Origin of the sequence: Borrelia turicatae 91E135 (genome assembly GCF_000012085.2) — a bacterium.
GTDB lineage: Bacteria > Spirochaetota > Spirochaetia > Borreliales > Borreliaceae > Borrelia > Borrelia turicatae.
The window spans coordinates 801,167-815,854 of the sequence record NC_008710.1 but is presented as its reverse complement, the minus strand read 5'-3'; the positions used below and the strand labels follow the sequence as shown (position 1 = coordinate 815,854).

The following is a 14,688-nucleotide window of genomic DNA, read 5'->3' as shown; positions in this document are numbered from 1 at the left end:
GAGAATCACATGGAAAGCTTATCCGAAATAACTTACGAAATAATTAAGGAGTATGAAAAAGGAAGCCTACCAAATGCAATACTTTTTTGGGGAGAGAGATTTTCTTCTAAAAAAACAACTGCAATTGAACTTGCAAAAAGAATCTTAAATACACAAACTTTAACAAACCCAAATTTAATAATTTTTTCAAATCTTAATATAATAGAGGCAAAGGCATATCTTAATGTAAACTCAAATAAAGTTATAAATAAATATCTAGAATATGTTAAGAATATCATTTTTACTAAATACAATTTCAGCAGTGATAAAAACCTTAAAAAAATAGAAACAGACGTCAATTTTATTAATAATACCTATTACAAAAACGAATATAATGAGACAATCACAAAAGAACTTATTAAAAAAATTGAGGAAATAATTAAAAACATAAACTTTAACATTACCATTAATGATGTTAGAAAAATTAAATCCTGGGTATTATCAGAGAAGCATAAGATAAAGGTAATTTACATTAATGAAATTGAAAATCTAAATTTTAATGTCTATAATGCACTACTAAAAATACTAGAAGAACCACCTTTAAACATTTATTTTATTTTAGCTACAAGAAACAAAAACAAGATTCCAAAAACAATCCTTTCAAGACTAAGACTATACAAATTCAGAAAGGAAAATAGAGATTTTGAGATCAAACAATTCAAAGCAATCTTTAATAAAAATGATGAACTAACAACAGAAGAATATTTCGACTCATTTCATAGTGAAGAACACACAAAATTAAAAGAAGAAGTCAAGCGAATTTTAAATATAATAAAAGAAAAACAGGGTATATTTAATCTTGACACATTTAATTTCCTAAAAGATGAAAATATATTTAAATTATTTTTACAAGAACTTACAAACCAACTTAGACATGAATTTTTAAGCCAAAATTTAGACACTAATACATATCTGAAAAGATTAGAATATCTAAAATACATCTCAAAATACAGTCCATACAACCAGAACAAAAAATTAATAATCGAAAATTTAATGCTAAATTACGAGGATTAATGAGCAAATTTTTAAAGAAAACCTTGACCAAATTAAATAAATTATCAAGTGATCAAAAACTTAAATTTATTCAAGATATCTATAAAAAAATAGAAATATACGATGGCATTTTTGCATCCATTAATGAAGGGATCCTAGTTCTTGATAAACTTAATAACATAATTTACCTAAACAAAATGCTATTTCAAATTTTAGTTATAAGTCCTAAATACAAACTAGAAACCCTTAAAGATATTCAAATTCCAACTCTAACAAACTTAATAGAAGAACTAGTAACAAACGAAGATAAAATAATAGGATTTGAGGTACAAATTTCAACAAACATATACATTAAAATATCATTTATGCCATACGTCAGAGATCAAAAGCTTGAAGGAAATATTATTTTAATTGAAGATATTAAAGATAAAAAACATAAAGAAGAACTTTTTAGAAGAGCTGAGGCTTTAGCTGCTTTTACAAGACATGCAAGAAATATTGCTCATGAGATTAAAAATCCGCTAGGAGCAATTGACATAAACTTACAACTACTCAAAAAAGAAATAGATAGACAAAGTATCAAAAGCACAAAAGCAAATAATTACTTCAAAATAATAAAAGAAGAAATAAATAGAATGGATAAAACTGTAACAGATTTTTTATTAACAGTGAGACCAATAAAAATAGTACCAGAAAAAAGAAATATTACTGACGTTATAAAAAGTGTCTATAACCTATTAAATCCAGAATTAAACAATAAAGATATTAAATTCCTACTCAATCTAAAAAAAGTAAGCCCTGCATTAATTGACGAAAAACTCATACGGCAAGTAATAATCAATATAGTAAAAAATGCAGAAGAAGCACTACTTGAATCAAATAAAAAGACAAAAAAAATAGAAATTTCTATTCACGAAAATACAGAAAAAATATACATTGGTATTAAAGATAATGGACATGGAATAAAAAATGAAACAAAAGATGATATATTCAAACCTCAATTTAGCACAAAAGAAAGTGGAAGTGGCATAGGACTAACTATTTCTTATAAAATAATTAAAGAACATGGGGGTGAAATTTTTGTGGAAAGTAAAGAGACAAAGGGAACATCTTTTACAATTACACTTCCAAAATTAAATACAGGCAAAATTCTAATTGAAGGATGTTTAGAGAATGAGTAAACTACTGGTAGCAGATGATGAAAAAAATATACGAGAAGGAATAGCAACTTATCTAGAAGAGGAAGGTTATTTTGTATTTACTGCTAGTGATGGAAAAGAAGCACTTGAAACAATTAAAAATGAAAAGATCGATGCTATAATATCTGATCTTAGAATGCCCCAAATATCAGGAGAAGAACTACTTAAAATAGTAAAAGATAAAAACCCAAATATTCCCTTCATTATTCTTACAGCTCATGGAACTGTCGATTCAGCAGTCGATGCTATGCGAGAAGGTGCTTATGATTTTTTAACAAAACCTGTTGATCTTGAAAGACTGTTACTCATAATAAAGCGAGCCTTAAATGGTAAAAATGACAAAAGGCATGAAAACATATCCCAAGATAATGTCATAATTCGAAAAGATTTAAATTATTATGAACGTATATTTGGAAAATCACTTATAATGCAAAAAACTCTAGAACTTGTAAAAAAAATCGCAAAATCAAAAGCATCTGTCTTAATAACTGGAGAGAGTGGAGTTGGAAAAGAAGTAATAGCAGATGCCATATTTGACTTATCAAATAGAAATGACAAACCCTTCATCAAAGTCAATTGCGCTGCACTCTCTGAGAGCACACTTGAGAGTGAACTCTTTGGACATGAAAAAGGAGCATTCACAGGTGCAATATCTCAAAAAAAAGGCAGATTCGAATTAGCAGATAAAGGAACGATATTTTTAGACGAAATAGTAGAAACATCACCTGAAGTTCAAGTAAAACTACTAAGAGTGCTTCAAAATAGAACATTCGAACGAGTAGGTGGAGAAACTACTATGCAAGTTGATATTAGATTATTAACAGCAACAAACAAAAATATTGAAGAAGAAATTAAAAAAGGAAGGTTTAGAGAAGACTTGTTTTATAGGCTTAACATAATAAATATCAATATTCCTCCCTTAAGAGAGAGAAAAGACGACATACCAAAGTTAACAAAAATACTAATTAAAGATGTTGCAAGTGAAAATAATAGAGAAGAGAAAAGTCTCTCCAATGATGCGCTAAAAGCCCTTTATGCATATGATTGGCCAGGAAATATTAGAGAACTCAAAAATGTACTAGAGAGCGCCTTAATATTATCTAAAGAAAAGCAAATTGTAAAAGATGATTTACCTCCCAAAATTAGAAATAACACAAACCAAATAGTTAAAATTATACTACCAATAGGTATAAGCTTAAAAGAAGCAGAAAAAGAAATCATTAAACAAACACTTTTACACTCTAAGAATAATAAAAGCAAATGTGCCGAAATACTTAAAATAGGAAGAAAAACCTTACACAATAAAATAACAGAGTATGATATAGATTCAATAAAGCACAATTAATTAATAATTAGTATAAAAAATATACATTATGACAATATATACATCAAATTAAAATAATTTTAAACAAAGTATGGCAAAAAACTATATCCTTATATTTAAAATCGACCTATCACATACTGATAAAATAAATATCTATCTACTTCAAAATCTTAATAGGATTCACAGGTGCATCTTTTTTCAATATTTCAAAATGCAAATGGGGACCTGTTGAACGACCAGTTCGACCTACCCTACCAATAATATCCCCTGTTCTTAAAACATCTCCTTTCCTTACAATATAAGAACTAAGATGGCCATAAAGGGATTTAATATTGTTTTTATGTTCAACCACAACAAAATTGCCATAAATATCATTATAGTCAACTACAACTACAACACCATAAGATGAGCAAAAAACCAAAGAATTCATTGGAACTGCAAGATCTATACCTCTATGAAAATCTTTAATACCAGTAAACGGATCTGCTCTAAATCCAAAATCAGAGCTAATAATAAAGCTCTTTAAAGGCAAAATAAAATCAGAATTTAAAAAGAAAAGCATTTCTGTACTTGAGAGGTAACTTAACTCTGGTTGTATCAAAGAATCAAAAAAATAAAACTCACAAATCTTATTATTTTGTCTAACCTTTATCTTTTCTGCTTTTGTTAAATCCCTTGTTGCTAAAAGTAAACTATTAAATCTATGTTCCTTATTATCAATAATAAAAATGCCTTTTTTACTAGGAATTAAGATCTCTTCTCCTGCCTTTAGAAAAGGAGAATCTAATAAATTAATTGTTGAAATGCTAGTTTGCCAACCATTTACTTTATTTGCAATCTTAAAAAAAGTATCACCTTCTTTAACTTTATATGAATAAATAAATAAAGGAATTTGTACTCTTTTATTATATTTAGCAATTTTTGACTTAAGATCATAAAAAATAGGATCTTTATTTGAAAAATTCTTTATCACAGGATAAGAATAGGCACAATCAAACTGCAAAAAGAAAAAGACAAATTCTAATAAAAGAGCAAATTTACTCAAAGATAAACTCCACTTAATATATGGGGTTAATATAATAAAAATTTAAAAAAAAGGAAATAATAAATAAACTTGTAAATAAATAAAAACTATATTAAACTAATCTTAATTATGAAATTAAATGAATATCAAATAAAGGCTAAACAAACTGCTAAATATAAAAATAAAAAGGAAGAACTAATTTTAACAACCCTTGGGCTTGCTGGCGAGACAGGTGAAGTTGTAGAAAAAATAAAAAAACTAGGTCGTGATAAAGAATATATCCTTGATGATGAATATTTATTGGCAATTAAGAAAGAACTTGGTGATGTGTTATGGTACATTTCAAATTTAAGTAATAATCTTGGAATAACACTTGAAGATGTTGCTATTACAAATTTAGAAAAATTAAAAAAAAGACATGAAAACGGCACAATTAATGGCGAAGGCGATGAAAGATAAAAGACATTAAGTTATACGTTTAAATATATAAGAAATAATGATAAGCATTTATATAAAAGGTTTACTAATTGGTATTGCAAGCATAATACCAGGAGTTTCAGGGGGTACTCTAGCCTTAATGCTAGGGATCTACTACAATATAATAAATTCATCTGCAAATTTAATAAAATTAAAAAAGGTAAAAGAAAATACAATTTTTCTTGGAATATTATCACTTGGCATATTAACTTCAACAACCATACTTGCAAAAATATTTAAAAGCTATATTTTAGATGGAGCAATAAGAGAAACATACTTAAATGTGTTTTTTATAGGATTAATCACAGGAAGCATATTCACATTAAAAAAAGAAATAGATATAAAAACAAAAATTAACAAGCATAAAGAAAGTACAAAATATTTATTATTTTTAATTGGATTGCTCACTATAATATATTTATTGATATTAAAAACTTACGATATATCACTAAACATATCAGCATATCAAGATAAAAGCTCGATTAAATATTACTTACTCATTGCCAGCTCAGGAATAATAGGTGGCAGTGCAATGATTCTACCGGGCCTTTCAGGTTCACTCATATTGTTAAGCCTTGGAACTTATAAAGAAATTATCAACATCATTTCACAACTCAATATAAAACTATGCATAATATTTGGAATATCCACAATAATAGGAACAGGAACTACAATACTAATAATAAAAAAAACAATAAACAAGCATATTGTAAAATTTCTCTACTTATCTACAGGTTTAATCTTGGGATCAATCATAAATATGCTATTTATTATAACAAAACTCAACGTACAACCTAATTTAATGCTTAATCTATCTTTAAGTAGCCTATTTATCACAGGAATCTATATAAATAAACTACTTAAGGATAGATTAAACAATTTGAAAACTTTAAATACCGAAAACCGGACTTGAACCGGTACGGAGTTTCCTCCTCAGGATTTTAAGTCCTGTGTGTCTACCATTTCCACCATTTCGGCATCGCTAGTAATGATATAATAATGCAATAATGATGTCAAGAACTAAATAGCTTTCCAAAATTTATTTAATCAAAATACTTTTTGGAAAGCTATTTATATAAAAATCATCATATAAATAACTTAAAACAACATAAATCAAAGAACGAAGGGATATTTGAGCTGAAAAATTAGAATAAACTCGATCATCAATGGTATTAATTATATGCAAAGGATTAATTGAATTATAAATCAAACTAAAATAACCATTCCTAATAATGATATCTAACATACCAAACTCACGCTTACCCAAAATAAAAAGTAAATTTTCATACCTATAATTTAAATAGGTTATCTGATCATCAAGAATAAAAATATCTAAATTATTAGCTATTTCTTCATCAAAATTAAAAACAACAATCCCATAATGATGATCTTTAAACATAAAATCAACAACCACACCTAACCTGCACTCATAAAGTCCTTCGATAAAATCTAAAATTTGAATCTTAATCTTTTCTTTAGCAAGAATACCAATAGAAGAGCTATTATTTTGCCTAATAAAATAGGCATTTTTAAAACTTCCAAATGAAACTCTGTTATTAACTAGATCCAACTCCTCTTTATTACCTAAATTTTTAATAATGACTAAATCAAAATCTGACAAAAACATATTATAAGCAATATCTACTAATGTATCCAAAGAAGTAAAATTCTTTGAAAAACTAGTAATACCAAATTCCAAAATGCTAAAGTTTCTCCTTGGAAAGCTACAAGATAATACTAAAAGACTAAGAAATAAATTCTTCAAGCTCAAGTCTAGTTGTAACAATTTTAAAGACAAGACCATATTTCATTGCAGATTCACTACCTAACCAAAAATCTCTATCGGTATCTTTTTCAACCTTATCAAGTTCCTGACCCGTCTCTTTTGCAATAATATCATTAAGTTCACTCTTAACTTTATTAAGTTCATTTGTATAAATTTCAATATCTGTAGCAACCCCTTTAAAACCACTTAAAGGTTGATGCAATAAATATCTCGCATGAGGCAAAGAAAATCTACTCTTTGAATCTGCAGCCAAAAAAATTAAAGCACCAGCACTTGCCACAAGTCCAACTCCAATTGTAAAAACTTTAGGCTTTACAAAACGTATCATGTTAAAAATAGCAAACCCAGCATCAATATCACCACCTTCCGAGTCAATATAAACAAATATCGGTTTATTACAATCCGATGCTTCTAAAAATAATATTCTTTCCTGAAATAACTTAGAAGTATCTTTATTAATCTCGCCTGTAATAACTATTGATCTACTCTTTAATGCAAACTCCAATGATTGCTGTATTTCTGTTTGCATCTTCATATCTTTAAAATCCATAAACTTACCTTTTCAACAAATATAATGTGATATATATTATTGATATATATTATAATTAAAAACAAAAGGTTTTTAAATGTCCACATCAAAATAAGAAAGACACACCACTAAAGATGACCAATATTTGAAAAAAAACAAGCTGAAATTTTTAATAATGAAAGGTTTGGGAATAAATTACAAATAAATTGCTTACTCAAAAGTAATTCTTTAAAATTACAAAGAAAACAGAACTAAAAAAAAGGAATATTTAAATGGAATATGAATTTGCAGTCATTGGTGGTGGCATTGCTGGGAGTACTCTAACTTATGAAATACTTCAAAGAAAAAAAAGTGTGATTCTCTTTGACAATGGAGCTGAGAAAGCAACAACCGTAGCAGGAGGGCTTATTAACCCTATTATGGGAAGAAAAATGAACATTGCTTGGAGAGAACCTGAAATTTTCACATTTGCGATTCAATACTACAAAGAAATGGAAAAAAATATTAACTGTGATTTCTTAAAAGAAAATCCCATTTTTAGACCATTTACCACAAAAACACAAAAAGACGAACTGATTTCAAAAATCAAAAGTGATGAGAATATAAAAGACTTCATCATGGAAATAAAAAATGGAAAAATACACGATTTTTCCAATGACAATGATGGGGGCATACTAATAAAGGGTGCAATAATGAACACAAATTTATATATACAAACCCTTAAAAAGTACTTTATAAAGTATAACGCATACATAGAAGCAGAAATCAATGAAGATGAAATTAAAACAAATGACAAATCTTTTATAATCAATGAATTTAAATTCAAAAAATTAATATTGACAAGAGGATACAAAGAAAAAATTGCAAGGCTTTTTTCATATCTTCCATTTAAACTAGCAAAAGGAGAAATACTTATAATAGAAATGCAAGGATTAAATCTTAAAGAAATTTATAATAGGCATGTATCCTTAATACCTCTACAAGATAACAAGTTTTACCTTGGCGGAACTTACGAATGGAAAACGTTAGATACAAGCACAAATGAATGGGCAAAAAAAGAATTAATAAACAAGCTTAAAAAGATTACAAACCTAAATTACAAAGTAATACAACACAAAGCGCACATTAGACCCTCTACACTTGACCGAGAACCCTTTCTTGGTGAACATCCAAAATACAAAAACATATTTATATTAAATGGATTTGGAACAAGGGGAATATCAATGGCAGCATATTTATCTAAAAAGATTTTAGATTATATTGAAAACAAGTCTAATCTTCCAACTCATTATGATATTAAAAGATATGAAAATTTATATAATTCCTTAAAATAGACAAAATATCCTACAACTTCATCTTCTCTAAATTTTTATTTCAATAAATAATTTTCACTTGAAATATTTCTAAATTTACAAAAAAATAATATAATATCCAAGTGTACGAAAAATTAAAATCTAATAATCAAAATAATATTTACCTACCCTTTATCAAGACAGAGATTCTACATAAAATATCAAGGAGCATGTATTATTAAATTAAAAAATAATTTTAAAAAAATAAAAGGTACCAATATAAATTCCATGCTCACTTTCAAAACCAGTTTTGGAACGTATCTTTACACATTGCTAACAAAAAAAATTTGGGAGATTATTTTTGAACTTTAATATCAATATTCTTGGCACAGGAGGAACAAGACCACTACACAATAGATACTTAACTTCTGTTTTAATAGAATACCATGGAGAAAGCTTTCTCTTTGACTGCGGAGAAGCTACTCAAATGTCTCTTAGAAAACAAAAAATATCATGGCAAAAAATAAAAATGATTTGTATTACACATTTACATGCCGATCACATCACAGGTTTACTTGGAATAGTAATGTTGATGGCACAAAGTGGCAATACAAGGAAAGAACCTTTAACCATCATTGGACCTATTGGCATCAAAAAATATCTAGAAACAAATATAGAACTTTTACGAGTACATAAAAATTATGACATAATATACAAAGAAATAATAATCAATAAAACAGAATCAATTTTATATGAAGATAAAAAGAAAAGAATAGAATATATAAAACTTAAACATTCAATAGACTGTGTCGGATATCTATTTATAGAAAAAAATAAGCCTGGAAAATTTGATACCCAAAAGGCAGAAAGTTTAAACATACCAAAAGGACCTATTAGAAAAAAATTACAGGAAGGACATGAAGTAATACTTAATGAAAAAAAAATATTACCTTCTGACATACTAGGAGAGCCTCAAAAAGGCCTAAAATTTGCATATATTACAGACACGGCTTACTCTGAAGAACTAAGCACACATATCAAAAACTTCAATCTAGTAATTATTGAGAGTACATTCAAAAACGAATTAAAAGAGGAGGCTAAAAAAAAATTACACTTAACAGCAAAATTAGCAGCAAAAATTACAAAAAAAGCAAAGGTACATCAAACAGGACTGATCCATTTTAGTGAAAGATATACACTAAATAAAGATCTATTCGAGTTACTAGACGAAGCAAAACAAGAATATCCAAATGGAGAGATATTTTTAACAAAAGATGGAATGAGACTTAAAGCAAATAAAGATAAATTTATTATAAAATAATAGTACTTAAGGAGACATCATATGATAAATGCAAAGAATATCACTAAAACATATGGCTCATTTACAGCTCTCTTTAATGTTAGCTTCAAAGTTAACGAAGGAGAGGTTCTTGGAATACTTGGTCCAAATGGAGCAGGAAAATCGACATTAATCAAAATTCTAACATCATTTCATTATCCAAATAAGGGCAATGTAAAAATCTTTGGAAAAGATATTACAGAAAATTCAAAAGAAATATTGCAAAATGTAGGTTACATACCTGAAAAACTGGCTCTTTATCCCGAATTATCTGTTAAAGAGTATTTAAATTTTATATCAGAAATTAAAGGTGTTAAAAATCCAAAAAAAGAAATAGATAAGGCAATAGGTATTTTTAAGCTTGAAGGTGTCCAAAACAAACTAATATCTGCACTATCAAAAGGATTTAAGCAAAGAGTAGGCATAGCTGGTGCTATAATCAATAATCCCAAACTTGTAATACTTGATGAACCTACAAATGGGCTTGATCCAAACCAAATTATAGAATTTAAAGAATTTTTAAAAGAGCTTACAAAAACTAGTACAATACTGTTTTCCTCTCACATTTTAAGCGAAGTTGAATCAATTTGTAAAAGAATAATTATTATTAATAATGGAGAAATTATTGCTGATGATACTAAGGAAAATATAGTTAAAAACAGACTTAAAGAAACTGAGCTAGATCTAATTATTTATAAAGATTCTGGAACAACAAAAGAACATTTCAGTAATAATGACATATTTACCTCAATTAAAGTAAAAGAGTATGAGACAGAAATAAATGTTTCATTAAGACTTGCACCTGATAAAACTGAAAAAGAACTTTTTAATTATGTTGTAAGTAAAGGAATGATAATAAAAGCAATGATTCCAAAACATGAAAGTTTAGAAAAAATATTTAGTAAACTAACAAAGGAGAAAAAACAATGAAAATAGATCTAAGACAATCCCTAGCTTTGTCAAAAAAAGAATTAAAAGTTTTATTTGGCACACTAACTGCATATGTTGTAATGTTATTTTTCCTAATATTTGTAAATTTTTCTTTTATTTTCTTATCAGGATTTTTTATTAAAGACAATGCATCATTAATGTCTTATTTCTCATCAATGCCTATCATTTTAATGTTAGTGCTTCCAGCTCTTAGTATGGGGGTATTCTCAGAAGAGCATAAAACAGGAAGCATTGAATTACTTTATGCACTACCAATCAGTCCACAAGAGATAGTACTTGGCAAATTTATCACACTTAAGATATTCACATTAATACTTTTTGCTCTCACACTACCACTAACAATAATGACAATTTTTATGGGCGAATTTGACCTTGGTATAATATTTCTTCAATATTTAGGAATAATCCTTTATTCTTACTCAGTGCTTAGCATGGGGGTATTTATATCATCTATTACTAGAAGTCAAATAGTATCTTACATACTAAGTGTATTTATCTTAATCATAATAGTCTTTTCAGGAAAGTTAGTAATGATATTTGGAAAAGACAATATATTTGGACAAATACTCAACTTTATCTCAATTACTAATCATTTTAGTTACTTTAATATGGGAATATTAAACTTATCAGACTTTATCTACTTCATTATATTTTCAGTTACATTTTTGATGTTAAGTTCATATAGCATAAGATTAAAAAAATGGAGATAATTATTTTATGAAAAATAAACATAAAGAGATTCTAAATTTAACTTTAAATCTTACAATAATATTTTTGCTCTTTTGCAACATATCTATTTTTATTTTTAAAATAGATTTTACTAAAAACAGAGCTTTTACAATTTCTAAAGTTACAAAAGATTTGATTTCAAATGCAAATGAAAACATATATATTACTTACTATAATTCTGCAAGTCTCGGAAATTATTTTGCATTTCCAGAACAAATAAAAAACTTTCTAACAAGCTTTGCCGATTCTTCAAGCGGAAAAGTAATTTATAGAGAAATAGATGCAGACAAATTAACCACTCCTTTAGAACAAATTGGAATTCCATCCCAACAAATCGATCTAAGAGAAATCAATCAACTTTCAATACTCAAAATATATTCAGGAATTGAAATAATTTATGAAGGCAAACGTGAGGTACTCCCAATAGTAACAGAAATTAGCAACTTAGAATATGATCTTGCAAGCAGCCTGGATAAGCTAATAAATAATACAAAAAAAGTATTAGGACTTATGTTTGGAGATGCCAAATTAAAAGCAACACACAAAAATTTCATAGAAATAATGCAGAAAGCTTTCAAAACCGAAGTTAAAGAAATAAACCCCAATAATGAAGCACTAAAAGACATAAATGGATTATTTATAATTGGCTCTAAAGAAATAAATGGGGAAACCTTGAGAAAGATTGACGAATTTATTGTCAATAACGGAAGAGTTTTACTTACTACAAGTAAGATTGATTATAATCCTCAAAGCCCATATACCACAACTTCAATCAAATCCGAACTTTTTAATCTAATTGAAAGCTACGGCATCAAATATAATGATAATATTATACTTGATAAAAGAGCACCAAGTCTTTTTTTAGGGGGCAATTTTCAAACTTACTACCCATGGATCTTGATTGATAAAAGTAATATCATAGATCCCGGTAATCCCTTACTTAAAAATTTCTATGATGCCATAATTCCTTGGAGTAATTCAATAGATCTGATAGAAGCTAAAGACAATAGCGATATAAAATATTTACCCCTATTTACAAGCTCTAAAGAATCTTGGCAAGTTAATGATGAAGAAGTTGCAAGCATAGCTATGCATTCATTTAACGTTCCAAAAACCTTTAACAAAGAAGATAAGCAAAAAATTCTTGGATATTCGATTGAAGGACAAATTAAAAGTTTCTATAAAGATAAAAAATCTGAAAATTCAAAAATAATTTTATTAGGTTCAAGCATGATATTTAGTGATTATATGTATAATGGTTCGCCCTCAAACTTTGAACTTGCCGGAAGAATTTCTGATTACTTGATGCAAAAGGAAGCATTTTTTAGCATTAAATCAAGAGAAGTACGTTCAAAACTAAAATTTATAAATTCATCAAAAGAAATGTTAAATGCAAAATTTTCATTAATAATCATAAATTTAATTATATTGCCTATAGCAATAATAATATTTGGACTTATTAGATTTACCAAAAAAAGAAGAATCAACTAATCAAGGAGAGTTTATGGAAAATAAAAAAATGTTGCTAGGAATGAAAGAAAACATAAAAATAGTAATAATTGTAATATTAATATCCTCATTTTTGTTAGGAATAATATTCTCCAATCAAAATCAAGTTGCAAGGCTTCTAGAAGAAAAGTTTTTTGCAGTCGATTTCAATCAAACTGCAAAAATCGAGACAGAACTTGACGGAATAATTACAAAATCGGGAAAAGGTTGGGAACTTCAATATAACGACATAAAACTTCCAACTGATGACAAAAAAGTCAACTCTATGATCCAAGATCTAGAAAAACTTCAAAAAAATCAACTTGTAAGTAGAGATCCAAAAAAACATAAAGAACTAGGAATAAAAGAAAATCCAGATTTTAAATTCTTCGACGATAAAAATAATTTGCTAACAGAAATATTTATTGGAAATTCAGACGAAGGGGATTCAAGATTATCTTACATAAAAAGCAGTGATTCAAACGTATATTTAACAAACAATATCTTCTTATCTTACAAAGGCAACTCTTACAATACATTCGCAAATACTAAACTTTTTGATGAACAAAACACAAAAATAGAACGTTTATCTCTTAAAGTATTAAATAAGCCAAAAAAAACTGAAGAAGATACAATACACAATGATTATAATATATCTATTCAAGACGGTCTTTACTTTTTCAATAAAGAAGTATTACGCAAAGAAAAGCTCTTACAAATGATCCAAGAATTCACAACAGATGGTCTTGAAATAGATAAAACCAAAATTAACGACTATGATCTCCAATATAATATTGAAATACAATGGAATAACAAAGGTGTTAATAATATTGATGTTTATTTCAATAAAGATGAAAAAAACAAAGACATCCTACTAAAAAAAGATAATGATGTATATTACCATATCACTAACAAGTGGACTTTCTTCGACATATTCAACTTAGAGAAAAAGATAAAAATCAAAGATAATGATCCTAATGAAGCTAATCTAAAAGATAACAACGAGCATCATGATCCCCATCATTAATATCTCGATATATGCAATATAAAACAAAAACAGAAAAACAAAAATAAGCAAGAGATATTACAAAGAGATAAAAATGTAAAATGTAGAGTATCCTGCTCTTTGGCAGGATATTATAATATACAACTAAACTAACAAGAGCATTATTCAATTCAAAATTAACTTTAATTTTCTTTACAAAAACACTATTTGTAAGAAAAGTCGGTTCTAATTTATCAGTCAGTTTATAAATTGAATCATCTTTTGATTTATAAATCAACATTCCATTAACCGATGAGAGTAAATAATAAGAATTAACCAAATCATTATCAAATAAAGTTTTATCGAAATAATTTTCTAAATCTAAATCCCTAAAAAAATTTATATTATATGATTTTACATCATCTATTAAATCATCAAAATCAAAATCAATCTGATTTAAAAATTCATTAATGAAATAAAAAAAAGTTAAAAATAAAAATAAAACTGAAGCAACAAAAAACAAAAAATAATAT

15 protein-coding genes and 1 tRNA gene are annotated in these 14,688 nt (G+C 27.1%); 11 read left to right on the top strand and 5 right to left on the bottom strand.

All coding sequences use genetic code 11. The features are described from left to right. Positions 1-9 precede the first annotated feature (9 nt). From BT0_RS03895 to BT0_RS03885, 3 genes are read left to right on the top strand one after another with little or no spacing between them, the layout of a single operon-like run. Positions 10-1,053: a hypothetical protein gene (locus BT0_RS03895; protein ID WP_011772696.1), complete on the top strand. Its 1,044-nt coding sequence runs from the start codon at positions 10-12 to the stop codon at positions 1,051-1,053. After that, complete coding sequence (locus BT0_RS03890) at positions 1,053-2,213, top strand: two-component system sensor histidine kinase NtrB (RefSeq protein ID WP_011772695.1); 1,161 nt, start codon at positions 1,053-1,055, stop codon at positions 2,211-2,213. The genes BT0_RS03895 and BT0_RS03890 overlap by 1 nt, the downstream gene beginning before the upstream one ends. Beyond that, on the top strand, positions 2,206-3,576 hold the full coding sequence (locus BT0_RS03885; protein ID WP_011772694.1) for a sigma-54-dependent transcriptional regulator: 1,371 nt from the start codon (positions 2,206-2,208) through the stop codon (positions 3,574-3,576). The genes BT0_RS03890 and BT0_RS03885 overlap by 8 nt, the downstream gene beginning before the upstream one ends. A 136-nt stretch (positions 3,577-3,712) precedes the next feature. On the opposite strand, the gene BT0_RS03880 is transcribed toward BT0_RS03885, so the two are convergent. Beyond that, positions 3,713-4,600 (bottom strand): LysM peptidoglycan-binding domain-containing M23 family metallopeptidase, encoded by an 888-nt coding sequence (locus tag BT0_RS03880; protein ID WP_011772693.1) that lies wholly within the window; start codon positions 4,598-4,600, stop codon positions 3,713-3,715. A 108-nt stretch (positions 4,601-4,708) separates the two neighbouring features. On the opposite strand from BT0_RS03880, the gene BT0_RS03875 reads away from it, so the two are divergent. Beyond that, positions 4,709-5,038, top strand: coding sequence for a nucleoside triphosphate pyrophosphohydrolase family protein (locus BT0_RS03875; RefSeq protein WP_011772692.1), 330 nt, complete (start codon positions 4,709-4,711; stop codon positions 5,036-5,038). A gap of 37 nt (positions 5,039-5,075) precedes the next feature. Continuing rightward, positions 5,076-5,969 carry an undecaprenyl phosphate translocase family protein gene (locus tag BT0_RS03870; RefSeq protein ID WP_011772781.1) on the top strand — a complete coding sequence of 298 codons (894 nt, stop codon included), beginning with the start codon at positions 5,076-5,078 and terminating at the stop codon, positions 5,967-5,969. Here the strand turns inward: BT0_RS03870 and BT0_RS03865 are convergent. From BT0_RS03865 to BT0_RS03855, 3 genes are all read right to left on the bottom strand, one after another. After that, positions 5,951-6,034 (bottom strand) — tRNA-Leu (locus tag BT0_RS03865). The two genes, BT0_RS03870 and BT0_RS03865, sit on opposite strands and share 19 nt — an antisense overlap. A 61-nt stretch (positions 6,035-6,095) precedes the next feature. Then, entirely contained in the window at positions 6,096-6,755 is a 660-nt protein-coding gene (locus tag BT0_RS03860; RefSeq protein WP_041178530.1) for a hypothetical protein, read from the bottom strand. A 46-nt stretch (positions 6,756-6,801) separates the two neighbouring features. Then, the gene (locus BT0_RS03855) at positions 6,802-7,392 is read right to left on the bottom strand and encodes an ATP-dependent Clp protease proteolytic subunit (protein WP_011772690.1); all 591 of its coding nucleotides are present in this window, start codon (positions 7,390-7,392) and stop codon (positions 6,802-6,804) included. 251 nt (positions 7,393-7,643) lie between these two features. Here BT0_RS03855 and BT0_RS03850 point away from each other — a divergent pair, with 251 nt between their 5' ends. The 6 genes from BT0_RS03850 (at position 7,644) to BT0_RS03825 (ending at position 14,197) form a co-directional block, all read left to right on the top strand. After that, entirely contained in the window at positions 7,644-8,705 is a 1,062-nt protein-coding gene (locus BT0_RS03850; RefSeq protein ID WP_011772689.1) for an NAD(P)/FAD-dependent oxidoreductase, read from the top strand. A gap of 319 nt (positions 8,706-9,024) precedes the next feature. Then, positions 9,025-9,984 (top strand): ribonuclease Z, encoded by a 960-nt coding sequence (locus BT0_RS03845; RefSeq protein ID WP_011772688.1) that lies wholly within the window; start codon positions 9,025-9,027, stop codon positions 9,982-9,984. Between the two features lie 21 nt (positions 9,985-10,005). Continuing rightward, a complete protein-coding gene (locus BT0_RS03840; protein WP_011772687.1) occupies positions 10,006-10,932 on the top strand; it encodes an ABC transporter ATP-binding protein in 927 nt (308 codons plus the stop codon). Further along, positions 10,929-11,663, top strand: a complete 735-nt coding sequence (locus tag BT0_RS03835) for an ABC transporter permease (protein ID WP_011772686.1) — start codon at positions 10,929-10,931, stop codon at positions 11,661-11,663. The genes BT0_RS03840 and BT0_RS03835 overlap by 4 nt, the downstream gene beginning before the upstream one ends. Positions 11,664-11,670: 7 nt before the next feature. Continuing rightward, entirely contained in the window at positions 11,671-13,173 is a 1,503-nt protein-coding gene (locus BT0_RS03830; protein ID WP_011772685.1) for a Gldg family protein, read from the top strand. A 13-nt stretch (positions 13,174-13,186) separates the two neighbouring features. Further along, on the top strand, positions 13,187-14,197 hold the full coding sequence (locus tag BT0_RS03825) for a DUF4340 domain-containing protein (RefSeq protein WP_041178588.1): 1,011 nt from the start codon (positions 13,187-13,189) through the stop codon (positions 14,195-14,197). Here the strand turns inward: BT0_RS03825 and BT0_RS03820 are convergent. Beyond that, complete coding sequence (locus BT0_RS03820; RefSeq protein WP_041178529.1) at positions 14,154-14,678, bottom strand: hypothetical protein; 525 nt, start codon at positions 14,676-14,678, stop codon at positions 14,154-14,156. The genes BT0_RS03825 and BT0_RS03820 overlap by 44 nt on opposite strands. Between the last annotated feature and the right edge of the window lie 10 nt (positions 14,679-14,688).